Source organism: Acinetobacter higginsii (genome assembly GCF_000369525.1).
Classification (GTDB): domain Bacteria; phylum Pseudomonadota; class Gammaproteobacteria; order Pseudomonadales; family Moraxellaceae; genus Acinetobacter; species Acinetobacter higginsii.
In genome coordinates this window covers 1,186,813-1,211,356 of the sequence record NZ_KB850072.1, presented here as the reverse complement: position 1 = coordinate 1,211,356, position 24,544 = coordinate 1,186,813, and the positions used below count along the sequence as shown (strand labels likewise).

Annotated in this window: 25 protein-coding genes and 1 pseudogene; 14 read left to right on the top strand and 12 right to left on the bottom strand. The window is 36.5% G+C overall.

All coding sequences use genetic code 11. The annotated features are described in order from the left end of the window. Positions 1-13: 13 nt before the first annotated feature. Positions 14-1,066 (bottom strand): sugar phosphate isomerase/epimerase family protein, encoded by a 1,053-nt coding sequence (locus F902_RS11695; protein WP_005203649.1) that lies wholly within the window; start codon positions 1,064-1,066, stop codon positions 14-16. Positions 1,067-1,247: 181 nt separating this feature from the next. On the opposite strand from F902_RS11695, the gene F902_RS11690 reads away from it, so the two are divergent. Continuing rightward, positions 1,248-1,847, top strand: a complete 600-nt coding sequence (locus F902_RS11690) for a TetR/AcrR family transcriptional regulator (RefSeq protein ID WP_005203648.1) — start codon at positions 1,248-1,250, stop codon at positions 1,845-1,847. Here F902_RS11690 and F902_RS11685 read toward each other — a convergent pair. Further along, positions 1,844-2,542: a DUF1826 domain-containing protein gene (locus F902_RS11685; RefSeq protein WP_005203646.1), complete on the bottom strand. Its 699-nt coding sequence runs from the start codon at positions 2,540-2,542 to the stop codon at positions 1,844-1,846. The genes F902_RS11690 and F902_RS11685 overlap by 4 nt on opposite strands. 287 nt (positions 2,543-2,829) lie before the next feature. Between F902_RS11685 and ppk1 the strand changes: the two genes are divergently transcribed. Further along, positions 2,830-4,908: a polyphosphate kinase 1 gene (gene ppk1, locus F902_RS11680; RefSeq protein ID WP_005203635.1), complete on the top strand. Its 2,079-nt coding sequence runs from the start codon at positions 2,830-2,832 to the stop codon at positions 4,906-4,908. An 80-nt stretch (positions 4,909-4,988) separates the two neighbouring features. Here ppk1 and F902_RS11675 read toward each other — a convergent pair whose 3' ends face one another. Next, on the bottom strand, positions 4,989-5,603 hold the full coding sequence (locus F902_RS11675) for a TetR/AcrR family transcriptional regulator (RefSeq protein ID WP_005203633.1): 615 nt from the start codon (positions 5,601-5,603) through the stop codon (positions 4,989-4,991). Between the two features lie 250 nt (positions 5,604-5,853). On the opposite strand from F902_RS11675, the gene F902_RS11670 reads away from it, so the two are divergent. The 3 genes and pseudogenes from F902_RS11670 to F902_RS11660 form a co-directional block, all read left to right on the top strand. Further along, complete coding sequence (locus F902_RS11670; protein ID WP_005203631.1) at positions 5,854-6,870, top strand: MBL fold metallo-hydrolase; 1,017 nt, start codon at positions 5,854-5,856, stop codon at positions 6,868-6,870. 15 nt (positions 6,871-6,885) lie between these two features. Continuing rightward, positions 6,886-7,257, top strand: a complete 372-nt coding sequence (locus F902_RS11665; protein WP_005203630.1) for a hypothetical protein — start codon at positions 6,886-6,888, stop codon at positions 7,255-7,257. Between the two features lie 195 nt (positions 7,258-7,452). Further along, positions 7,453-7,662: pseudogene (locus F902_RS11660) on the top strand (hypothetical protein); the annotation flags it as partial. A 219-nt stretch (positions 7,663-7,881) separates the two neighbouring features. On the opposite strand, the gene F902_RS22645 reads toward F902_RS11660, so the two are convergent. Next, the gene (locus F902_RS22645) at positions 7,882-8,043 is read right to left on the bottom strand and encodes a hypothetical protein (protein WP_005203627.1); all 162 of its coding nucleotides are present in this window, start codon (positions 8,041-8,043) and stop codon (positions 7,882-7,884) included. 515 nt (positions 8,044-8,558) lie between these two features. Between F902_RS22645 and F902_RS11655 the strand changes: the two genes are divergently transcribed. Next, positions 8,559-8,780: a hypothetical protein gene (locus F902_RS11655; RefSeq protein ID WP_005203625.1), complete on the top strand. Its 222-nt coding sequence runs from the start codon at positions 8,559-8,561 to the stop codon at positions 8,778-8,780. 114 nt (positions 8,781-8,894) lie between these two features. After that, positions 8,895-9,104: a hypothetical protein gene (locus F902_RS11650; RefSeq protein WP_005203623.1), complete on the top strand. Its 210-nt coding sequence runs from the start codon at positions 8,895-8,897 to the stop codon at positions 9,102-9,104. A gap of 234 nt (positions 9,105-9,338) precedes the next feature. Here F902_RS11650 and F902_RS22895 read toward each other — a convergent pair whose 3' ends face one another. Together F902_RS22895 and F902_RS11640 are read right to left on the bottom strand one after the other, a co-directional pair. After that, complete coding sequence (locus F902_RS22895) at positions 9,339-9,518, bottom strand: hypothetical protein (protein WP_005203621.1); 180 nt, start codon at positions 9,516-9,518, stop codon at positions 9,339-9,341. Positions 9,519-9,923: 405 nt separating this feature from the next. Beyond that, the gene (locus tag F902_RS11640; RefSeq protein ID WP_026057456.1) at positions 9,924-10,853 is read right to left on the bottom strand and encodes an LpxL/LpxP family acyltransferase; all 930 of its coding nucleotides are present in this window, start codon (positions 10,851-10,853) and stop codon (positions 9,924-9,926) included. 295 nt (positions 10,854-11,148) lie between these two features. On the opposite strand from F902_RS11640, the gene F902_RS11635 reads away from it, so the two are divergent. From F902_RS11635 to F902_RS11630, 3 genes are all read left to right on the top strand, one after another. Continuing rightward, complete coding sequence (locus tag F902_RS11635; protein ID WP_005203617.1) at positions 11,149-11,787, top strand: GNAT family N-acetyltransferase; 639 nt, start codon at positions 11,149-11,151, stop codon at positions 11,785-11,787. Positions 11,788-11,898: 111 nt separating this feature from the next. Further along, on the top strand, positions 11,899-12,027 hold the full coding sequence (locus F902_RS22985) for a hypothetical protein (protein ID WP_005203616.1): 129 nt from the start codon (positions 11,899-11,901) through the stop codon (positions 12,025-12,027). A gap of 193 nt (positions 12,028-12,220) precedes the next feature. After that, positions 12,221-13,099 (top strand): LysR substrate-binding domain-containing protein, encoded by an 879-nt coding sequence (locus F902_RS11630; RefSeq protein WP_005203614.1) that lies wholly within the window; start codon positions 12,221-12,223, stop codon positions 13,097-13,099. Between the two features lie 98 nt (positions 13,100-13,197). Here F902_RS11630 and F902_RS11625 read toward each other — a convergent pair whose 3' ends face one another. Next, positions 13,198-13,899, bottom strand: coding sequence for an SDR family oxidoreductase (locus tag F902_RS11625; protein WP_005203612.1), 702 nt, complete (start codon positions 13,897-13,899; stop codon positions 13,198-13,200). Between the two features lie 333 nt (positions 13,900-14,232). Here F902_RS11625 and F902_RS11620 point away from each other — a divergent pair, with 333 nt between their 5' ends. Then, positions 14,233-14,574: a hypothetical protein gene (locus tag F902_RS11620; RefSeq protein ID WP_005203609.1), complete on the top strand. Its 342-nt coding sequence runs from the start codon at positions 14,233-14,235 to the stop codon at positions 14,572-14,574. A 165-nt stretch (positions 14,575-14,739) separates the two neighbouring features. Here the strand turns inward: F902_RS11620 and F902_RS11615 are convergent, their stop codons facing one another. Continuing rightward, positions 14,740-15,675: an amidohydrolase family protein gene (locus F902_RS11615; protein WP_005203608.1), complete on the bottom strand. Its 936-nt coding sequence runs from the start codon at positions 15,673-15,675 to the stop codon at positions 14,740-14,742. 123 nt (positions 15,676-15,798) lie between these two features. Between F902_RS11615 and F902_RS11610 the strand changes: the two genes are divergently transcribed. After that, positions 15,799-16,665 (top strand): LysR family transcriptional regulator, encoded by an 867-nt coding sequence (locus F902_RS11610; protein WP_017401905.1) that lies wholly within the window; start codon positions 15,799-15,801, stop codon positions 16,663-16,665. Positions 16,666-16,833: 168 nt separating this feature from the next. Here F902_RS11610 and F902_RS11605 read toward each other — a convergent pair whose 3' ends face one another. Together F902_RS11605 and F902_RS11600 are read right to left on the bottom strand one after the other, a co-directional pair. Further along, complete coding sequence (locus tag F902_RS11605; RefSeq protein ID WP_005203604.1) at positions 16,834-17,070, bottom strand: VF530 family protein; 237 nt, start codon at positions 17,068-17,070, stop codon at positions 16,834-16,836. Between the two features lie 634 nt (positions 17,071-17,704). Next, the gene (locus F902_RS11600; RefSeq protein WP_005203601.1) at positions 17,705-18,769 is read right to left on the bottom strand and encodes an alpha/beta hydrolase; all 1,065 of its coding nucleotides are present in this window, start codon (positions 18,767-18,769) and stop codon (positions 17,705-17,707) included. Positions 18,770-19,104: 335 nt separating this feature from the next. On the opposite strand from F902_RS11600, the gene F902_RS11595 reads away from it, so the two are divergent. Then, complete coding sequence (locus tag F902_RS11595) at positions 19,105-20,286, top strand: MFS transporter (RefSeq protein ID WP_005203600.1); 1,182 nt, start codon at positions 19,105-19,107, stop codon at positions 20,284-20,286. 334 nt (positions 20,287-20,620) lie between these two features. Beyond that, entirely contained in the window at positions 20,621-21,514 is an 894-nt protein-coding gene (locus F902_RS11590) for a LysR family transcriptional regulator (RefSeq protein WP_004653458.1), read from the top strand. Between the two features lie 164 nt (positions 21,515-21,678). Here F902_RS11590 and F902_RS11585 read toward each other — a convergent pair whose 3' ends face one another. Both F902_RS11585 and F902_RS11580 read right to left on the bottom strand, forming a co-directional pair. Next, the gene (locus F902_RS11585) at positions 21,679-22,977 is read right to left on the bottom strand and encodes an NADH:flavin oxidoreductase (protein WP_005203598.1); all 1,299 of its coding nucleotides are present in this window, start codon (positions 22,975-22,977) and stop codon (positions 21,679-21,681) included. 227 nt (positions 22,978-23,204) lie between these two features. Beyond that, positions 23,205-24,473, bottom strand: a complete 1,269-nt coding sequence (locus F902_RS11580) for an NADH:flavin oxidoreductase (protein WP_005203597.1) — start codon at positions 24,471-24,473, stop codon at positions 23,205-23,207. Between the last annotated feature and the right edge of the window lie 71 nt (positions 24,474-24,544).

The window sequence follows — 24,544 nt, the reverse complement described above, 5'->3', positions numbered from 1 at the left end:
TCTCGTTCTACGCTTAAATGCCCAATAATTGGTTGATTTGTGATTGATTCACTGGTGCAGCTGCAAAGTCATCAAATATTTTATCGGTAACATGGATAATATTTTGTTTAATGAATTCAGCACCTTCACGTGCGCCATCATCTTTATTTTTTAGACAACATTCCCATTCCAAAGTCGCCCAACCTTGATAGTTGTTATGTGCTAATTTTGAGAAAATCGATTTAAAATCAACTTGACCATCACCTGTAGAACGGAAACGACCTGCTCGATCGCCCCAATTTTGATAGCCACCGTGCATGCCTTGACGACCTGTCGGTGTGAACTCGGCATCTTTTACATGGAACATACGAATGAAGTCTTTGTAGATATCTAAGTATTCTAAGTAGTTCAGTTGTTGAAGAATAAAATGACTAGGGTCGAACAGTATCTGACAACGCGGGTGATGATTGGTGCGTTCTAAAAACATTTCAAAGCTAATCCCATCATGCAGATCTTCACCAGGATGAATTTCATAGCATAGATTGACATCGTATTCATCACAGGCATTTAAGATTGGAGTCCAACGGCGAGCAAGTTCATCAAAAGCTGTTTCGATCAGCCCTTCAGGGCGTTGTGGGAAGGGAAAGGTATAAGGCCATGCTAAAGAACCAGAGAAAGTTCCCATCTCATGTAACCCTAGACGCGCAGACGCTTGAACCGAAGCTAACATCTGTTGTTCAGCCCATCGGGTTCTTTCTGTTGGTTTGCCATGCAAATATGAGGGTGCAAAACCATCACATAAAGCGTCATAAGCAGGATGAACCGCCATTAACTGACCAAAAATATGCGTGCTTAACTCACTAATTTGTAAACCGTTTTGATCTAAAACACCTTTGATCTCATCACAGTAATTCTGACTTTCCGCTGCTAAATTGACATCAAATAATCGTTTATCCCAAGCAGGCAGTTGAACAGCCTTGAAGCCATTGTCCGCAACCCATGCTGCAATACTTGCTAAATTGTTGAATGGAAAAACATTATCACTGAACTGCGCGAGATGAATACTTGGGCCTTTGATTGTTTGCATCTTTGAAACTCAATTAGTTGTCGATCGACAAACAATAGGCTGAATATTATTTAAAAACAACTTATTTTTTCAAATGAATGTCGATAATTGGGTTTGGATACAACAAATCATATTGATTTATTTGCGAAAAATATTTTTCCGATTAATAATAAAAAACACTAAATTTGAAAAAAGAAACACTATGGCGGGTCGACCAAGAGAGTTTGATAGAGAAAAAGCGTTGGTCAAAGCACGGGATTTTTTCTGGCAGCATGGCTATGAAGGAACATCCATGTCAGATTTAGTTGAGGTTTTGGGTATTGCTTCAGCGCGTATATACAAAGCATTTGGTTCAAAAGAAGCGCTTTTCAGAGAGGCGGTTAAACATTACGAAGAACATGAAGGTGGCTTTGCAGTCAAAGCATTGCAGCAGCAAAATATCAAAGCGGTAATGACCCAATTATTTCAAGAAGCGATCAAGTTATACACTCAAACAAATCACGCTTATGGTTGTATGGTTGTCTCTTCGGCAAGTATATTAAGTGAAGAAAATCAAGACCTTCTCGTCTGGATGAAACAGCAGCGTATTCAGCGTGTTGAAGGTCTGATTCAACGTTTTGAGCAAGCTAAACGGGATGGTCAATTGCAGGAGGATGCCGATCCTGAACAATTAGGGCAATATTATGGGCTGGTTTTACATGGCTTATCTGTACAGGCAAGAGATGGTTATTCAGAACAAGTGCTATTATCAAACATCAGTCTGGCACTTAAAAATCTAGATCAATATTTGGTAAAACCTTAGCAAATCAATAGCAGCCGATACTCGCCGTCCTTCTCAGCAGGTGCTCGGTGCACACATGGTGGGACTTGTTGCGTTGGATGATCAACTGCTAAACGCCAAAGATGTCCTACGCCTAAATTCACTGGGTTTACATCTGGCTTAGGTTGATAATGCAAATCAAAGAAATACTCTGAGAGGAATGTTTCAAACTCAGCATCTGGACCATCATATAATTTCTTGAGTTGGTCTCTTATTTCTGGGATCAAAATCTTTTGTTCAACTTGGTCGTGAGCCAGAATATCGCTTGCAGGACCGTAATATGTACATAAAAAAGTATCTGTTTCGATAGGTGAGCGATCCACATGATATGAATATACATCGGTTGAAATAAAATCGAGGTCTTCGTCACGCTCATAACTTTTAAGTAAATTCAGGCACGGCGATGCGCCTAAATCAGTCAGTAGCTGTATATCAGTTAATATCCTTTCTCTTGCAAAATCGCCTTTTTCTGAAAGTTGTAATGCCAAAAGATTCTCAACAGAAACCTCTGTAATATTCTCTTTTAATTCAAGTTTATTCACAACTTCTTCAAAATCACCAACCAAATTTCTATACCAGCAAAGGGCATTCATATCACCTTGAAAATGGCTATTGATAAGCTCAGAAAAACTAGAAACCGTTTTAATTTGGGTATTGTCAGAAAAGGGATTTTTCATATCAGAATTAAAAATAGATCATAGCTCATTATACAAGTAACTTTAGAGAAATGTCGTATGTACATTTATATTCAGTAAGCTTAACTCTTATTTAATGGTTTTGATTTATGCTATTGATTTTTTAATAATTTATTTTTATAAGTGATTTTATATATATTCTAGATAATTGAATAAACAAATGGGATTTTCATTAATCTGCAATGTAATCGGCACAAAATAAACAATGGAAAAATTTACGTCTAATCGCGTATTAGAAAAATCACTTTTAATAAAATATAGAGTAACTCATGACTTCTATGCATGCACTAACAAATGGTCAGGAACACTGTTTGGAAACTTATATAAATCGAGAGTTATCATTATTAGAGTTTCATAAACGAGTGCTTGCACAGGCAAAAGATGATGGGCATCCACTACTAGAACGCCTTAATTTCTTAATTATTTTTTCTCGCAATCTGGATGAGTTTTTTGAAATCCGTGTTGCAAGCCTAATACAACAAATGAATTTGTCGACTCAGAAGGTAGGGCCCGAAGGAACCGCTCTCACGGACGTATTACAACAAATTTCTAAAGTCGTTCATGAGGCAGTTGAACAACAATATGAAATATTAAACCATTCCATTCTCCCTCAATTGCAAGGTCATGGAGTTCATTACATCCAATATGCTGACATCCTAGAAAAGCATAAGGCATGGATTAAAAATTATTTTTTTAATGAAGTACAACCTGTTGTCACACCGATTAGTTTAGATCCTGCACATCCATTTCCTCGATTGGTTAATAAAAGTCTGAATTTTATAGTGACTTTAGAAGGAAAAGATGCATTTGGACGAGAAATTGATTTAGCCATCGTACCGGCACCGAGATCCTTACCTCGATTGGTCAAATTACCACCTCAAATTTCAGGTAATTCAGAACATTACATTTTACTCTCTGCGATTATTCAGGAACATATAGCAGATTTGTTCCCTGGCATGAAAGCAACAGGATGCTATCAATTTCGTGTGACACGTAATGCCGATTTAACCGTATCTGAAGATGTTGAAGACTTGGCGATTGCGCTCAAAGGAGAATTATCAGCACGACGTTTTGGGCGCGCCGTTCGATTGGAAGTCAATAAAAACTGTCCTGAGCATATTGCCGATTATTTGTTGGAACAATTTGAGCTAGAGAAAGAACATTTATATTTTGTTGATGGTCCTGTCAATTTGGCTCGTTTCATTTCCAATTTTGATTTACCAGAATTACGATTTCAACCTTACCAACAAAAAATCCCAAAAGCGCTCTATACCAAAAAGCCAATTTTTGATGTGCTGCAAGCAGGCGATGTATTGTTACATCATCCATTTGATAGCTTTGCCCCTGTGATCAAGCTGCTCAGAGACGCAGCCTATGATCCCAAAGTACTTGCAATTAAACAAACGTTGTATCGGAGTGGTGCAGACTCTGAGATTGTCAAAATTCTTGCAGAAGCAGCAAGAAATGGCAAAGAAGTAACAGCCGTTATTGAATTAAGAGCACGTTTTGATGAGGAATCAAATATTGAAGTAGCCAATGTACTTCAAGAAGCGGGTGCAGTCGTTGTATACGGGATTGTTGGTTATAAAACCCATGCAAAAATGATTCTGGTGGTACGTAGAGAACAAGATAGAATCAAACGATATGTGCATTTAGGTACTGGAAACTATCACGCGACCAATGCAAAAATTTATACCGATTATGGCCTATTAACCAGTGATGATGAGATTTGTGAGGATGTACATAAAGTTTTTCAGGAGTTAACAGGTATGGGGAAAATGGCAAAATTAAAAAAACTTTTCCATGCTCCATTTACCCTACATTCCCAACTTATTGAATTAATACAACAGGAAATTGAAAATAGTAAAGCAGGTAAAAAAGCGCAGATCATAATCAAAGTAAATGCCTTGACTGAACCTCAACTGATTAATGCACTTTATAAAGCATCGCAGGCAGGTGTACAGATTGATTTGATTATCCGTTCAATTTGTTGTTTAAGACCACAAGTGAAAGGTCTTTCAGAAAATATTAGAGTCCGATCAATCGTGGGACGTTATTTAGAACATACCCGTGTTTATTATTTTTACAACGATGGTGACGTTAAGTTGTACTGTGCCAGTGCGGACTGGATGGGGCGAAATCTGTTCTCTCGAATTGAATGTTGTTTCCCAATTGAAGATAAAAAGCTAAAAAAACTTATTATTGAAGATGGCTTAAAGAATTATTTGAAAGACAATTGCAGAGCATGGGAGCTTCAAGCAGATGGAACGTGGTTACAATGCCAGCCTAAACAAGATCAATCAGTGCATATCGCGCAAAGATATTTGATGGATAGAGAGATTGGCTGAGTATTACTGAGTCGCTGAATTGTGATGACGCTAATTTTAGAACAACAAGCAAGGGCACTAAGCACCTATATCTGATCGATTCAAATTTTAGTCAGATAACGATATATCGATCGGATAATGGCGTTTCTTAGCTCTTGCGGCTTCACATTGACTGGGGGTTCAAGCACTGCTGCATGAATGAGTGACTCTAATAATTGTAAGATCATCCAAACAATGAGCGGTTTATTTTTTTCTACGATCTCCTCTTGATGTAATTCAACTAAACGGAAGATTTCTTGTCGAATCCCAGTTTCATCTTCAACGCTATTGATATCAAAGAAAGGGAGTTTCTTTTCAAGCAATTTGTGCAACTCAGGTTCAAATGAATGGGCAGCAATAACACCATCAACCAAAGACTCGATTCGTTGTTTTAAAGTTTGGGCATTTTGGCTATCGATCACAGTCCGCAGAATATCCCCAATGTGCTGCGTATGCTTTTTATGCAACGCTACAATGAGTGAGTCTTTATTGGGAAAGTATTGATATAACGACCCGATACTAATACCAGCGCGCTCTGCAACTAAATTCGTATTAAATTTTGCATAATCCGTTTCTTTCAAAATTTCTGCCGCACTTTGTAAGATTGCATCGACAGTCACTCTTGATCGACCTTGGCTCGGTGCTTTTCTCGGTTTGAGTGCTGATTTCATGATCATAAGTAGACAGCCTAAATGTGAGCATTAACTCACTTTTATCAGCAACGATCAATATAATTGCTACCTAAAAATATGAGTAATATCTAAACCATCTACAAATACACAATAGAGATGAATTTTAATTAATTGATTTTATTTAATTTATATTCAGATCTCCGACCATGGCTAAATGCGAGTATCTAATGTGAGCTTTTACTCATATTATGAATTCATCCTATGACTTCTTCAAATTATTGAGGAAACTGAAACAATGAAGATCAAACTATTTCTCACTTTTTCCCTCATAGCATTAAGCGGTTTTAATGCTTATGCAAATAGCAATCAGATTCCAGAGAGTCGTACTCAGTACCAGCTCACGGCTGCACCAATTGTCCAAGTAGAAAAGAAACTTCAAATTGCCTCTGGGGTATGGCTTATCCCTGACCCATATATTAATTATGTGCCTAACATTGGAATCATTGAAGGAAAGGATGCCATCCTCGTTATTGATACGGGTATGGGCCTAAGCAATGGTCAAAATGTCTATCAAGTGGCGAAAGACATTGCTAAAAATCGAAAGATTTATCTTACAACCACCCATTTTCATCCAGAGCATCAGTTTGGAGCTTCTGAATTCAAAGACGCGACCTATATCATTAACAAGAAACAAAATGATGAGTTAATCAATAAAGGCGAAGACTACCTAAAAATGTTTCGAGCTTTTGGGAAGATCGAAAAAAATGCACTTGAAAATGTAAAGCTCCGTTATGCAGATCAAACTTATACAAATCGGCAAGTCCTAGATTTGGGAGGCCGACTGGTTACACTACAACAGATGCCTGCACACACTCGTGGTGATCAAATTATTTATGATCAGCGTTCTGGTGTCGTTTTTATGGGGGATCTATACGAGAGAGAGTTCTATCCGATTATGCCAGATGAGGACTCGAAAGGGAGTCAATGGATTAAGGTGATTCAACAAACGATTGATATGAAGCCAAAGATTGTTGTACCTGGCCACGGCAAGCTTTCAACAGTTAAAGATTTACAAGAATTTAAGCAACATATGCTTCGAGTAAAAAGCTTGGTCAAACAGCAAATTGATTTAGGGCTTAACCAAAATCAGATTATTAAAAAGATATCACCTACGATTTATAGAGAATATCCTCAGTGGAATAATAGGGTGTTTCTCCCATTCCAGATTGCAAATTTTTATGCCGAGCTTACAAAACAATCAATCGTGTTACCTAGCTTAGTTAACGAACTTCAGTCTGATCCTGCTAAATAATTTTGGGAGTATGGCATGGAATTAAATTTAGAAAACTTCCCGATAGTGGAAGTGAGTCATCTTCAGCAAGGTAGTTTAGCTGAATTTATACAGCAGTTAGATCAGTTGCTGCAGCGCAATCAACCTTTCGTATTAATCCGCAATCTAAAATCCAAATTCAATGAACCATCGCCATCACAAGCGCAATGGAAACAGACCATTCAGTGGATCAAAGCAAATACGCAAGCATTATCCATCGTGAAAGGGTGGATTGAGATTGCGGAAGAAAAAGTTGATCCAATGTATTTAGATCGGGATCAAAAAATCTGGAAAATATCGTTCTACCAAGTCCCAACGCAAGAAGAAGCAATCCTGCTGAGTCAAAAGTTATTGTCTTCAACGTTTTAGAATGATTTCTAGAAAAAGACCAAGGAAGATAAATAGATTCTTCTCTTGGTCTAAAGGTCTCATTTAGTTTTCAATAATGTTCTTTAGCCATTCACGAACGCCACTTTCAATGTCTGGTGGCATTTGGTCTTTAATCTCAACTTCTAGATCTTCAATAATGACATTACATTTATGAAAACATTCGACTCCACTTTTTTTGCTGATGATACAAATGGCTATGCTCAAAGTAGCAGGTCAGATATATCAGCCAATGAAAAAGTACAGCAGACATGGATCAATTTTATATATTCTCTGGTAGCACCAATTGATCTGGGTCTAGAATATATCAATGCTCAGCGCGAAACCTTTGCTGGTGAAAAATATCGCGATAACCGTATTGGAATTATGGCCAAGTATACGTTTTAATTTTAATTCGTCGTTCTTAGCTATCTTTAAATTAAAATAGCCCCTCAGATCTGAGAGGCTATTTCTATCTTCTTTAATCAATGAATGAATGCAATTAAGCAACTAGATAAATCAAAGTGATAAAAGTAATGAATAGTAAAATAAATCAGTGCACTGATTTATCCTCTATATGAACAGAACCTCAATACATAAGAATATTAAAGTACTGATAATCATAAATTATTTATTATTTGGGTCTGGTTCTTGTGAATCCTCTGGTTTTGAAGAGTCTTCTGGTTTTGGAGTAGGTTGAGGGGTGTTTACCTGAGTATGTTCATTTGCTTGTAATAGTGGTGATTGATCATGGGTCACTTTTTTGGAAAACTCTTTAAAATCAGACATTTTTATCTTCTTTGTTTCGTTATGGAAACCCCATACTACGCTGTTATTTTATTTACACTACAGCAGCTTTAAGAGCGATTTGTAGGGATATGTAGATGAATTAAAGAATATATCTATTAAATATTTCTTAAATAAAATCAAATAAATATTATTTGTTGATTGCTATCGCTTAAAAACCATTACTAGGCCTCAAGAATTTCAAGGGCAAGTACACAAAGATCACAAATCTTATTTTTAAATAAATCCAATTACTCAGGTGTGATATCTATTGAAAAGTATTTCTAGTGAAGAAAGCAAAAAGCTATCTTGTCTGATGATTGTCGTAATTCGCTCACAGTCAGTTGAATAGCTCAAAAGGCTAAGCGAATGTTACAGATCAAGCTGGATAATGCATGGGTGAAAACCTGCCAAATATTACCTATTGAAGCTAAGCTAGGACCTCGCCAAAGCTCTACATAAACAGCCCGATAAAGCAGATGTATATATGATAAGGTGAGCATTCAATCTGAGTGGTGATGATATTGAAATTATGTATTGGTGGTGATTTAGATGGAATGACGGTAGATTTGAATAAAAAAAACTTTAAAGCTGGAGAGATCGACAGTAAAAAGACTTCAGAGTACTTTAAGCAGATTTATGTAAAAAACGATAGAGTCTACAGCTTTTGGATCTGTCAGGATTTGAGTGCCGATGAAGTGACAAGTCGCGTTGCGGATATTCTTGGTAAGTTAAAATAGTTAATTAATTGCTGAACTTGTTCAGGAATTTCATTAATTACTGCTGTTAATAATTTAACGTTTGTATATATGTGCAGCTAGGCATACTATGATTGATTAAATTGGAGCATATTGATGCTAAAAGACATTACAATTATTGATTTCCAAGGTAAAGAAAGAAGGGCGCAAGCAAGCTACACCGAAGTAAAGACGACTAATACAATTCAATCAACTCGGGTACAGAGCCCCAAAGTTGAATATATTTTGATAAAAGGTGAGATTATTTACCCGACATTGAATTGGGTTTTTAATAGCTCCGATGGTAATAGCTATTATATCGAGTAAAACATGACCCGCTTTGGCGGGTTTTTTAATGAGTAAATTTTATGAACGAAATCAGTTTTGTGACTTAGCCCGCATATCTACAAAATAGATTTTTGCTTCAGATCCTCAACGCTATGATCACTAAGCGTTAACCTATAAAAAATAGAAGTTAACTGATCATACCTTCTATCTATTAGGATATTCGCTGAGATGAATCAGAATATCCATCTGGGGTATGTGATGTTAAAGCTTTTGCTATTTATTACAATAAATAGCCCGAACTCCATCAATAACATGCTCATATCGCAACAGCGTATACTGAGAATTATTCTCAAAAAATTTCCAAAACTCCATAATTGGGTTAGAAAATTCTTGATGTGTGAAGTCCTTTTGAAGTTCAGGTTGTTTTTTTATTATCTTAAACCCGATGAACATGTCGTATCCTTACTTTGTTAGGAATCTATACTAACTTAAACTCAAGTAAAAGTATGTCTAATCTCTCAAATATTGACAAGTAGAGTGTAGCCTAAGCTTATATTGCTATTAGACAAGCTCTAAATGCGGTGAGGCAGAGAGAAAACATACCTAGAATCTGGTCCATAGACTAATTTTAATCTGGTGATGGTCTACTTGCTCATTTCAGCAAAATTCCAAGCCATGGTTTTCAAGTTTGGAATGAAGACCAATGTGTTTTTTCTATTCTTGACCAAGGTAAAAGACCACAAGTTGCTTTTACCAGACTGTCATTTAATTAGTTTGGATCAGTGAAAAAGCTCACGTTATGTGAGCTTTTTTGTTTTCTTATAAAATTTAAATCTTTTGATGTATTAGATTAGAAAATTAATACAGGCTTTTTTCACCTTTGGGCCGAGTTTTGAATCTACGATGGAACCACATATATTGCGTAGGATACATTTTTATTTGGTTCTCAATCACAAGATTGACTCGTGTTGCATCCTCAACTTCACAGTCACTTGGAAAATTTTGCAAAGCAGGCTCTAGCAAAATATGGTATTGGGGGTTACGAATGTCACCCGTGCGATAAAAAAATAAAGGAATTGCCGCTGCTTTGGTAATTTTAATTAACCGTCTATGTGCTGTTACTGTTGCTGCTTGTATATTGAAGAAAGGAGCCATCACCCCTTGTTTAAGTCCAAAGTCCTGATCTGGACTATACCAAATAGCATGTCCATGCTTTAAACTTGAGATCAATCCTTTCATATCATCTTTAGAAATCTGATTCTGATAAATTGTAGCTCTACATCGACTAATAAGCATATCTAAGAGAGGATTATTTTGAGGACGATAGACAACATCAAGTTCAAAAAAGCGACCACAAATATAGCCACCTGCATCTAATAAAGTAGTGTGTGTTCCTAAGAGCAGAACGCCATTTTCTTTAGCATTTTTAAGATGTTCTAAACCATGAATATGCATCCTTTTTTGGAACCAACGAGGGCTATACCAAGCATTCAATGCTTCAAAGAGTCCCAACATCATATTGAAAAAGACTTGTTTTGCATCTGCTTGTATTTCTTGTTTGCTTTTCTCAGGAAAACACAGTTCAAGATTCCTAATCGTTGTTTTGCGTCTAGATTTGAGCGCTTTCCAAGCCAGTGTTGAGAGGATATTTGCAAGTCGCCACTGTATCGCCCATGGAAGAATTGCAAACATCATTAAAAGAATTAAAGCCATCCATATTCCCCAATACTTAGGTAATAGAAATGACCAGTGAAACTTTCCTGCCCTAAATTTCCGTGTATACGTCATAGCAGCTGTTTCTTAAGAAAAACTGATCAGCCTAACATAAATGAATTACTTCCATTGATTTATTTAAATAGGGATCACTAAGCTAAATCACGTATCGTACTTTCATCGTTGCGTTGTCAACAAAAGAAAGATAGGTTGCCATACTGACCTAGGCAGAAAATTCATGTGATGTCTTGTAATTGGCAGGATAGGCTATACTTCTTGTAAGACCTTCATACTTACTTGGCACAGATGCCAGCAATGTTGTATATCCCTTAAAAATCAATTTTTTATTGAAATTAAATGAGTGAGAGTAATGAGTAGTAATTTCTCTTTAGAGTATGAAGTGGCAGATGAATTAACTGATAGTGATTTGGACAAAATAAACCAGATGATCGTTTCTACTTGGGATTATAACTCATGGGTCCCTGAAAAGAATGTAAGACCTATGGCAGAATTTTTTTTGGGTGAGGTGATCATAAGTTCCTCGCGCATTTTTGTAGTTCGTGATAAAGACGAAATTGTTGGAGTAATTGCTGCATCAATCATAAATAACATTAGACAGAAGGCTAATGCGAAAATAAGAAAATATAGAGCTCTACAGGAAATAATTTCAGACAAAAGAGTAGAAGTTTTTGAACATTATCTGGATACATTGATATTAAATGAAAAATTACTTCTTGAAAGTGGTAAAACCTTTGCTGCGTCCTTGAATTTTTTTATCTTAGATGAACGATATCAAGGTTTAGGAATAGGCAATAAATTGTATTCTCTTTTTATTGATTATCTGCAAGATAAGAAAATTAAAGACTTTTTTCTTTTCACTGATAACAGTTCAAACTTTCAGTTCTATGAAAGAAAAGGATTATTAAAGATCGCAGAAGAGAAATATAGTTGGGGTGGAGATGTTGAAGATGCAGAATTGTATTACCTATACGAAGGACAAGTAAAATGACGAATGGAAAGGTTTATATACAATTGATAAAAGCTTTGATTTAAATCAAGTAGGGTGTAAATCATTGTTTATATTCAAACATCGGCTATCCGTCTTGAGACTGGCATTCGTATGTATGTTCGTAGAGCACATGAAGAGTCTGATTGGGGACGATTTATATGCCGCGTTGCTTTGGGCGTAGACCGTGATGAAGCCTATAAGATTGCAAGAAGGGAATTAGCTCCTTTATTAGAGCTATAACCATTGCATTAAAAATCAAAAGTCTATCATCAGATAACATTTTAGATAACAGCTTAAGTTCGTAAGAAATATTAATGATGTGGGGCATCCTAAAAGGAATTAAAAACGCTCTTATTTATTAAAAATAATTTAATGGCTTGTATACAACTCACAAAAAAATTAGAGTGTAGAAAAACTACTTTCTTATGTGTTTATGGTATCTCGTAGAAAACTTCCATCTTTAAATGCCTTACGTGCATTTGAAACAGCAGGGCGGAAGTTAAGTTTTCGCGCTGCTGCTGATGAGTTGGGAGTGACCCAAGGTGCAATCGCTCAGCAGGTTCGAGCATTAGAAGATTATCTAAAGGTTATTTTATTTCAACGGCTCCCTCGGGGACTATCTTTGACGCCAGAAGGAACAAAGTATTTGGTCGATATAACTCGTGCCTTTGATATTCTGACTGAATCAACAGAATCACTATTAGAGCAGCCAGATCGTGTAACTATAAGCGTGACACCAACGATTGCGACCAAAATGTTAATCCCTCGATTAGGTGATTTACATGCAGTACTGCCTGATATCAATTTATGCACGCTTGCAACTGAGGTTGTGTCAGACTTCGATCGTGATCAGGTTGATATCGCGATAAGGCTCACCCAAAAATCATTTCCAGAAAATTTAGAAACACGATTATTGTTTCATCAAGAGCTTATTGCTGTAGCAAGTCCTGCTTTCATTCAGGATTTGACGCTGCCTTGGAAACTTGAACAGTTGATCAACATGCCACTGCTACACGATGCCCATGATCATTGGCCAAACTTTCTGAATACTAATGCGAAGTTATCTGGAGCAGTCTTTAATCAAACTACGCTAGCATTAGATGCTGCTTTGTCTGGGCAAGGGGTTGCTTTAGCATGCCGTGCATTTGTGGATGCTGATATTAAGTTAGGAAAACTCGTACAAGTAACTTCGGATACAAAAACTGTTGAACCAAGTTATTATCTTGTCAGAAAAAAAACCTCACATTGCAATAGCACAGTCGATAAAATTTGGCAGTGGTGTATCGAATATTTAGGCACTGAGCAAAAATAAAAACTTATATTTATCATTATGATGTGATTATTTTTAATTTTAAAGGGACAATATAATATGTAGATAATTTATCCCTTTAAAATTTTGATTAAAAATCATTATACAGAGCGAGTTAAGCCGCCATCTACTCGGATATTTTGTCCTGTGATATAAGCAGCACCATCCGACACAAGAAAAGCAACTGTCGCTGCTATCTCTTCTGTTGAACCATATCGTTTCATTGGAACGCTGTGAGTGCGTTCATCTGTTTTTGGCAGGCTATCAATCCACCCAGGTAAGACATTATTAATACGAATATTATCAACAGCATATGTGTCTGCACAAATCTTAGTAAAAGCTGCTAATCCAGAACGGGCAACGGCAGACGTTGGAAATAGTGAACTAGGCTCAAATGTCCACGCACTGGAAATATTAACAATCACGCCGTGTTTTTGTTGTTGCATAATCGGAATCACTAAACGAATAGGGCGTACAGCATTGAGAAAATAAGTATCTATACCATCATGCCAATCTTGATCTGTTAATTCTAAAATTCCTTTGCGCGGACCATGTCCAGCACTGTTGACTAAAACATCTATACGTCCCCAACGAGCAAGCGTTTCATCAATAAGGCGTTGTATATCATCTATTGATTGATTAGATCCAGTAACACCTAGGCCATTCAGTTGATTCGCAAGGATTTCACCTTTGCCTGATGAAGATAGAATTGCAACTTTGTATCCATCTGCTGCTAGTTTTTTAGCGACAGCTGCACCCATACCACTTCCTGCAGCCGTAACAATAGCGACTTTCTCAGTCATGATTTTTACCTCTTAATGTCATTCGGAATATGAAAGAGTTAACTAATTTTAAAATAATATTAAAGTTCAACAGTGTGCTGAGCAAACGATAAATTTTCGTTAAATCCAGTAGAAAATCTATAGGCTTGATCTGTAAAAGATATAGAAAACTTTTTAGGTATTTTTCATGCTAAATCGACAGGATTGTATTTCATTTAAACAAGCTCAAGCCACACAGATGAGGACTATGTGTAATCCTGAATAGGTGCTGTTACAACATGTATAAATAGCTAGATTCTCTTATGAGATTGTTCCAGTATAGATTTAGACACTCGAATTTTCAGGGCAATAATCATGGCATTAAAATATCGTATCTTATTAAAATATCTTGCTATTTTAGGTTTTTTTGCAAGTTCTGCCGTAATGAGCAGCATAACTTTTGCAAGTTCTGAGCAGGCATGGAACAAACATGATCAGGAAATAAAAACGGCTTGTATAAAAGCGAGTCAACTTAAAAATGCCAAGACAGCGAGCAATGTTATGCTGTTTGATGATCGTGTTGGATATTCGGCACTCCTGATTGAAGGAAAATATCCTCAAGCACATATGAAAAACAAAACAGGTCAAGAGCTTTGTTTATGGAACAAGACCTCGAAGAAAGCTTATTTAACTGAAGCAAACATAAAAGTACATTGAAGTTAGTGCCACGTAGACCAGTACTTATGATACTTAGAATAAGCTGCTGCATTAAAGATGCATGCAAAAACACTGTAATTTAATTAGAATATTCTTTTAATAGGTAAAAAAAGGACCAATACAACCACTGATAATTATATTGATCCTAGATATTTTTTAGTAGAATTAACGTAATCGTTTAAATAGCTTTAATGCATTTTCACGATTTATATCTGCTTGTTGAGTACCTTGATAATTTGGATATGAATCAAGATCACGCGCAAAAGATGAACTTACAGGTACTGATGCATGAGGGAAATCACTGCCATACAAAATGTGGTCTTGTTGTGCGAAGCTTAACAGGGTTTGTAAAGCAACATGTCCGCTTGATAATGCTGTATCAAAGTAAAATTGACGTAAATCATCTAAAATCTCATTCTTTGTCACTGATGCATTGAGAGTAGGATAAAGCTCTGCAACTCGGTTTGCGATGAAAGGTAAAAAGCCGCCAGCATGTGATAAAATTACTTTAACATTTCTGTATTTACGTAAAATACCATTTGCTACCATATGCACTGCAGTACGGGTCGTATCAAATGGATAATCAATTAAAGGGCTTGGTAAACCCGTTAACGGATCAATAGATTTGGATGGATGTATGAAAACAACTGCATGTCGGGAATCTAGTTCTTTCCAAACAGGTTCTAAACTTTCATCACCTAGATATAAGCCATGATAATTGGAAAATAATACAACACCATCAGCGTTCAGTTCATCAAATCCATATTTAATTTCATTAAGAGAAGCATCAATATCTGGTAATGGTACAGTAATAAAATGACCAAAACGTGATGGATTTTTTTGAACAAGTTCTGCAATATACTCATTAACATGACGCCCCATATCTGAAGCTTCTTTACCTTCCCAACTCATAACACTTGGAGCTGAAAGAGATAGCACACCTGTTTGAATATCATTGTCATCCATAAATTTTAAAGCAGATTCTGGAGACCAGTCAGGAATACGCCAACCTGATGGATCACCGCCTTGTTTAATAAGTGCATTCTTCCAAAAAGATGGAATAAGATGTTGATGTACATCAATACGATTAAAGTTTTTCATTTCTTAATTACACTCTGTTCTTTATCCTGGTGTTTTAAGTATAAAACCATGATCTGATGTGATAAATTATTGAAATGGATAATCAGTTTAAATAAAAAGTTTCTAATGGATGTATTTCGGAGTATGACCGTATTTGTTCGGTCAGTTGAGTTAGGCTCTTTTTCAGCGGCTGGAGATGCTTTAAATATGTCTCCTCAGCTTGTGGGGAAATATGTTTTTGCACTTGAAAAGCATTTAGGCGTTAAGTTATTAAATAGAACAACAAGAAGTCAAAGCCTTACAGATATTGGTTTAAATTATTATGAAAATGCTAAGCGTATTTTATCTGATTTACATCAAACTGAATCTCAAGTAGCAGATAATCGGCAAGTCCCTAAGGGGAATTTACGTATAAGTGCACCTGTACTATTTGGAGTACATGCATTAACACCAGTTTTACCAGAATATCTTTCTCAAAACCCTGAAGTATCAATTGAGCTTTCTTTATCAAATAAATATGTAGATATTGTTGAAGATGGATTTGATATTGTTTTTAGAACAGGGGACTTAGCTGATAGTACTCTGATAGCTAGGCCTTTGAAAAAACGAGAAATGGTATTATGTGCTTCTCCGAGTCTAATAGAAAAAATTGGTGAAATAAAAAATCCAAAAGATTTGATAAAAGCTCCTTGCATTGCATTTACACCTCAAACTTTAAAAAAACCATGGGTTTTCTATGATGTAGATGGAAACAAAGAATCTATTTTAGTTTCAGGTCCATTAACTATAGATAATGGTGATGCATTATTGTTAGCAGCAAGATCTGGTTTAGGCATTATTTTACAGGCTCACAAATTAGTTGAAGATGACTTAAAAAATGGAAGCTTAATAAAGTTATTACCAGACCACTCTATTCCGGAGAAGCCATTTTATTTGGTATATCAGAGAGATAAACACATTACACCAAAACTTAAAAGTTTCATTGACTTTGTAATCTTAAATTTTGCTTAGTTTATTTCTTGAGAAAACCAACCCAGCTTTATTTAATAAAAACTGATTGATTATTCAAATGCATTGCTGCAATTTATGCAGGAAACGATAGACGATATTTGCCTCATATATACAGACATTGACACCATAGCAACTCGGACTTGACTAATAGGCAAGTCAACTTGATAGCTACGATTTCTGGTTGGTTTTTTGGCGTAAGACATACAAATATAAGCTTTCTACTTTTTCACGTGCCCATGGTGTGGTACGTAAGAATCGCAACGATGACTTAACACTTGGATCTATGCAAAAACATCTAATTTCAATTTTACGACTTAGGCCTTCAAAGCCACCGTAATAATCCAATAACTCATCCAAAATGTCAGCAAGTTTTTTGCCGTGTAGAGGGTCATTGGAGGTGTTCATAATAGATCAACTATATTTGGGGAGACCATCATTATAACCTGAGCTCGTTGAAAAATGAGAGGGTTAGCATTTAAGCGTAATTAACATAGAAAATTACAGCTTATCTTCCGATTGATGTGTGCTGAAATAGCAGGAGACATTCACTTGGGTGATTCTAGGCAGCCGACTTGTAAAAGTCTTCTGCCATTTATGGAATGAGAACTCGAAGGCAGCAACGTAAATCTCTACGATCTTATGTTCACCTAGAATCTAATTCACAATCAAATTTATTTTTAATAAGTAATTAAATTAATTACTTAGAGTATTAAAATAATAGCTTATAAAATATTTGGTTCATGAACCTAGCTATGAATGCATATTTTCCTACTAAAAAGGTCTTAAGAATAGACAAAATATGTCTAGGAGAGTGGTTGCAGTCCACCTCTAATTAAAAGGTGTCTACAAAATCAGTGGCTATTCAAAGTGTCCAAATTGGGGAAGATATAAAGTAGTACAGATGGTAAAAATCTGCCTAATGCAATCAGAATAAGGCTTACTTTATATTTCGTTCTCATCATGGTTGGGCAATAATATGGGCTTTCAATTAAAAAAGCCAAGTCGATTTTAGTCTGCTCAACTTGGCTAAATTATAAAATTACTTTAAGTTTTTAGTAAAGAAATCAGTTAGTTTATCGAAAGGAATTAAATCAACTCGGTCATAAAGATCAACGTGTCCGGCACCCTTGACGTAATATAGCTCTTTAGGTTCACCAGCACGTTTATAGGCATCTTCACTGAACTCTTTGGAATGTGCCTGATCGCCAGTAATAAATAGCATTGGACGAGGTGAGATGGTTTCTATGTCATTAAATGGATAGAAGTTCACAAATCTAACTTCACTTGTTAAAGCTCTATTTTGAGTTTGCTCCAAAGTTTGACCTTTAGGAATAGCTGCTCCGCGCGGTGTTCGATAAAAGTTATGAAATTCACTTACAATAGGGTCGCTATTGGCATCGACTGTTTTAGGTAAATAGTTTATCCATTGTTTTCCTTTACCTTGAAACTCTGAATAACGTTGTTCTGCTGCTGTTTCTAGCATTTTTTTACGCTGCTCAAGCGTCTGCGAGTAATTTAAACCGTTACGTGTTACAGCTCCCATATCATACATGGCAACAGTAGCAATAGCTTTTAAACGAGGATCAAGTTTTGCTGCACTGATTGCAAAGCTACCGCTACCACAAATACCTAATACACCAATACGATTACGATCAATAAAAGTTTTACTACCTAAATAATCTACCGCAGCATTAAAGGCTTCTGTATAGAGTTCGGGGGCAACTAAGTTGCGAGGTTGTCCCTCACTTTCGCCCCAGAAAGGTAAATCAATTGCTAAAGTGATAAAGCCTTGCTCTGCCAATTTCTGTGCATAAAGCATTGAGCTTTGTTCTTTCACCGCTCCCATTGGATGTCCCACAATAATTGCAGGAGCTTTAGTATTCTTATTTAAATTTTTAGGAATCACTAAATTACCGACAACATTCATGTTGTATTGATTTTTGAACGTAACTTTTTGAATCGTGACCTGACTACTTTGATAAAAGTTATCTGCATCTTTTGGCATATCTGCCGCCATTGTTGAAGTGGAAGAAAATAAGCCTATTGCGGCAATAAGGGTTGCTGTTAGAGTCGCATTACGAAATTTCTTTATATGTGATTGCATGATTCCTGCTTCCTGTAAAAAGATGATTCATGAATTTAGGGATTGAAATGAGTTTATCTATTCTTTCAGAGAAGTATTAGCCTAAAAAAACAGCATAGACTTATGAATAATATTCATTAATAAGAGGGCATAAATTTTAAGTGGTTGAAAATAATGTGTTTAAATAAAAATTATTTGATTTTTTAAAAGTGTAAGTGCTAAGAACTGCGAAAAATACGATGTTTATACTTTTATGATTCATGAATTATATACATAACTCTATTCAGCTTAAGCTACTTATTCCAGTTGATCTTTATTTTTATAATTGCTACTCCAATTTCGAGTAGAGATAGTCAATGCTTAACCCTGAAGAAAAAGAAAGCCTCGTAGAAGCTCCTGCCTACTGGAGTGGGGTTTTTGCAATGACCTTATGTGTTTTTGCCTTGATTGCATCAGAGTTTATGCCAGTGAGTTTACTGACACCGATTGCAACAAATCTGAATGTTACTGAGGGTTTGGCTGGACAAGGAATTGCAATTTCAGGTGCTTTTGCTGTCATAACAAGTTTGACGATTTCTCGCTTAGCAGGAGATATGAATCGTAAAACACTTTTGTTAGTTTTAACGGCTATTATGGCAATTTCAGGTGCAATCGTGGCACTAGCCCAAAATTATATAGTTTATATGCTAGGTCGGGCGTTGATTGGTTTGGTCATTGGTGGTTTTTGGTCGATGTCAGCTGCAATGGCAATGCGATTAGTGCCGAGCTCACAAGTACCTAAAGCATTAGCAATTTTTAACAGCGGTAATGCATTGGCAATGGTGATTGCTGCTCCTTTAGGAAGTTATCTCGGCTCAATCATCGGTTGGCGAGGTGCATTTTTATGCTTAGTTCCTGTAGCTATCATCGCTTTTATTTGGCAATGGTTGAGTTTGCCCTCAATGCCAGCTACTTCGCGTCAAACAGAAAAGCAATCATCCATTTTGGGGTTATTGCGTAATCCAGTCGTTATGATGGGTATGTTAGCGATCAGTTTATTTTTCATGGGACAGTTTTCTCTTTATACCTATGTGCGACCATTTTTAGAAACCATAACTCGGGTTGATATTTCGACCCTGTCACTTATTTTACTGGGGATTGGGGTAATGGGATTTATTGGTACTGCCGTAATTAATACGTTCTTGAAACGTCGTTTTTATGCAACTTTGATCATTATTCCTATTATGATGGCTGTTATCGCATTGTCACTCGTATTTTTTGGAACTTGGACGATGGTAGTTGCAGTATTACTTTGTTTATGGGGGGTCTTAGCAACAGCAGCACCTGTAGGATGGTGGGGATGGTTAGCACGTACCTTACCCAATGATGCAGAAGCAGGTGGTGGGTTAATGGTGGCGGTGATTCAACTTGCAATTGCTTTAGGTTCAACACTGGGTGGAGTTTTATTTGACCATAGTGGTTACCAGATAACTTTTGTAGCCAGTGCACTTATTTTGGTTATTTCTTCTATTTTGATATCTCGTTTGACGACAAAGTAATCCAATTGAGTCGAATATTCATAAACGAATATGAATAAAGAAATAAGCATTGTCACGAGCAGAATGTTAGATTAGAGCTTATATATTTCTTTTAAAAATGAACGTGGTGAGGGAATATGCCATGTTCAAATCTCTTATAGTTTTTAAGAATCATAGATTTTTTATTTTTAACTTCAATTATTTGTCCGGAGCATAACAGATTATAGAAATACGAAAATGTATGAGCAAGGAGCTAAAAGGGGATAGAGTCATGAATAGGATTAATAAATCATACGTTTCTAAGTGGTATTATTTCAATATTAACGCTTAAATTACTGAACCATAGAGGATCTATATGATTACAAAAGAGAACTATAATGATCTATATGCCTTTCTGATGGTGACTCGTGAAGGTAGTTTTACTAAAGCAGCAGGTAAGCTAGGTGTTTCCCAGTCTGCTTTGAGCCATACCATTCGTGGACTGGAAGAGCGTTTAGGGATGTTGTTGCTCACTCGGACGACACGTAGCGTTTCTCCAACAGAGGCTGGTGACAAACTAAGACAGACGATTGGAGCGAGTTTTGATCATATAGATAATGAATTATCATTACTGTCGAAACTAAGAGATACACCAGCGGGAAATGTAAGAATAAATGCAAGTCATCATGCTATCCGTTATGTGCTATTACCTAAATTAAAGCAATTAACGCAGCTTTATCCAGATATCAATATTGAGCTAACAGCAAATAATGGCATGGTTGATATTGTAGCGGAACGTTTTGATGCAGGTGTCCGTTTTGGTAGTCGGGTAGCGGAAGGAATGATTGCTGTTCGGATTAGTTCAGATGTCAGAATGGTTGTTGTGGCATCGCCTGAATACCTTGTGCTAAAAGGCATCCCAGAAAAACCTCAAGATTTGATTCAACACAACTGTATTGGCTATCGATTGTCTACTCAAGGTGGATTATATCAATGGGAATTCTTGGTTGAAGGCATTGAAACTAAAATTAAAGTTTCTGGGCAATGGGTCTTTAATGATTCTGAGCTTATTGCTGATGCAGTATTAGCTGGAGAAGGCATTGCTTACATTCCTGAAGAGCTCATTCAGGACAATTTATTACAAGGGCAATTAATAAAAGTATTGGATGAGTATGCAATAGCATACCCAGGATTTCATTTGTATTATCCTCATCGTAGGCAGCAGTCACCAGCTTTGAAACTTGTTATTGACACATTAAGAATAAATTAAATCATTGTTGGTGGCACATTAAGCTTATGGGAGTTCTTGTTATTTCTTTACGAAATGAGACCTTGAGGAAAACTTATTTAACTGAAGCAAATATAAAAGTGCATTTTAGAGGTATAAAGTTATAAAAACTAAAAACCAAGTTCATGAACTAAAAGATTCATACATTAAAAAAGAATATCTGTGTCTAGCATTATCTGACGTTTATTTGACATTTCTGGTTCATAGCAATCCACCGCCATTCCCCCTAAACGAGCAATACATTTATTGCAATACTGGCAAATTGGATAATCAAGCTCTGAATGATATAAGTTATGGTAAAGATAAGGATCTGCGATAAATGCACGGGCACACGATATAGCATCACTATGTCCATTAATTAAAGCATTTTCCATTACCTCTCTTGAGACAAACCCACCACTTGCAATCACAGGTATATCCAGTGCGTGTTTAAAGTGTTTTACATAGGGCATGTTATAACCTTCACCTTTTGGAGTCGACCAAGTGAGAAAGCTTTCAATCATGGGAGACATGGACAAGGCTATTTTCTTCCGAGTAGATGAAAAACCCATTCCCGAACCATGCTCTATATTTGTTTTTAAGAACCCATGATAAGAACCAGACAGCATGGGTGGGACAGACTCATAATGAGCTCGACTGATCTCAATCGCATCAACTCCCTCATTTTGTAGAGCAACTGCAAAAGTCACTAACTCATCAGTGGTTGCGCCTCGTCGAAAAGCGAGAGCATCTGTACCATTTACTTTAGCCAAAATCGGAAAATCATCTCCAACACACTGACGAATGGCTTTAACAATCTGTAAGGGTAATCTCATTCTATTATCTAGATTGCCACCATATAAATCATTTCGTCGGTTGGTGTAAGGTGCTAAGAATTGGCTGATCAAATAACCATGAGCAAAATGCAATTGAATACCATCAAAACCCGCCATTTGCGCCCTAATCGCAGCTCGAACAAAATCATCAATGATCTTTGGAATTTCATTGAGTTGTAAAGCACGAGGTTTTGTACCTAATGATTGTTCCATTACGTTTGATGCAGATACCACAGGATTATCTGCATCATTTGGTCTGACTACTTGACGGCCGCCATGATTCAGTTGTGCAATTAACTTCGTTGTTTGACCTTGTGCATGGATAGCATCTACCCAAGTTTTTAAACCTGCGATTTTATTATCTGCATCAATGCTTGCCTGTTTTCCTGCTGAATGACCTTGCTTAGAAATACAAAGATTTCCAGTAAAAATTAAAGGGGTCTTTGCTTTTGCCATAGGGAGATAGAAGTCTATTAACTCATCTGTAACAAATCCTTCGGCTGTAGCTCTTGTTTCACTTGTTGCAGATTTAAAAACACGTCCAGAAACAATCATTTTACCAATCGTCAAAGGTTGATATAAAAGCTGTTCTATTTGTTTTTCACGGGGCTTATCATTGAATTGTGTCATAGAAAATTATCACTATTTGTTTTCAGTTGACTGAATCTAAATGTTATTTGAGGGTTTCTATTTCTATCGATCTTTACGCTCAAAAACTTAACTTTGATTCAATTTTAACTTTTAGAAAATCTATAATTCTTTGAAATAAAACATATTTACATCCCTGAGGTATCTAATCCTCAGAACAAAGAAGTTAGAGTGAGGATTAGAGTATCCTTCTGGATGATTGAAATACATTAACTTGAATGGAATATTCTAGCTTTAAGCATGCGATCACGATCTGGTTGCACTTTAGGGTTGAAGCAACCTACACCTAATTGACCACCAGCACTTCCAATACATAAATTACAATAATCACAAACTGGGGCCTGTGGAATCGGATGATATAGATGATGGAATAAATAAGGATTTGCGATCAAACCACGTCCTATAGAAATTGCATCTATTCGTTTTTCTCGAACAGCATTTTCCATTGAAGCTTTGTCATTAAATCCACCGCAACTAAATACAGGAATAGTGAGCGCCTTTTTAAACTCCTCAGCGTAGCTCACATTAAAGCCTTGGCGGGCAGGGTAATTATGGTTGAGAAATGGTTCAAAAAATATTGCAATAACACGCATAAACAAACGCTGCCATAATGGGAATGTGGAAGCCATGCCGACCTGAGTTTGTCTTTTTATAAAACCAGACCATTTTCCAGACAATGTACTTGGGATTGTGGAAAAATGTCCTCGAGTAATTTCAATTGCATCTAAACCCTCATTTTCAAGTTGCTTCGCCAACATGATTTGATCTTCAACTTTAACTCCGCCTGGACGATCATCGCATCCGTTTAGCTTCGCAATAATTGGATAATTAGGGCCAACTCTTTCCCGAACCGCTCTATATATTTCTAAAGCTAGATTCATGCGTTTTTCAGCATTCCCACCATACTTATCTTTCCTTCGATTAGTGCCTGGCGTCAGAAACTGACTAATCAAATAACCATGAGCCATTTGAATCTGTACCCCATCGCAACCTGCTTTTTGAGCTCTTTCTGCGGCATCTGCATAAGACTTAATTAAATCCGGAAATTCTTCTAGTTTTAAGGAGCGAGAAATTCCCAATAAAGTAGGGTGTAAACGACCAGTAGATGTAACGGGATAATCAGTGATACCTTCAGCAGGTGAACGCATTTGAGATCCACCGTGATTGATCTGAGCGATTAGCTTTGTTCCATATAGGTGGCACATATCAGCTAGTTTCTTCATCCCCAAAATTTTATCATCATGATCTAAAGCTAACTGTTTACCACCAGATTTTCCTTGCCAAGAAACAAAAATATTTCCTGTAATGATTAAAGGTAATTTAGACTCCGCCATAGGTCGATAAAATTCTAATATTTCATCAGTCATAAATCCTTCGTCAGTGGCTAGAGTCTCATGAGTTGCTGTTTTAAATACTCGTCCTGAAACTTTCAGAGACCCAAAGTAAATTGGATTTTCTAATATAAAATTTGAAGACATTTCTTTGGCTTCCTTAAAATATGATCGTTCTAATTACCCAGAAATAGCAGTGCCAACAGATTAATGAGTTA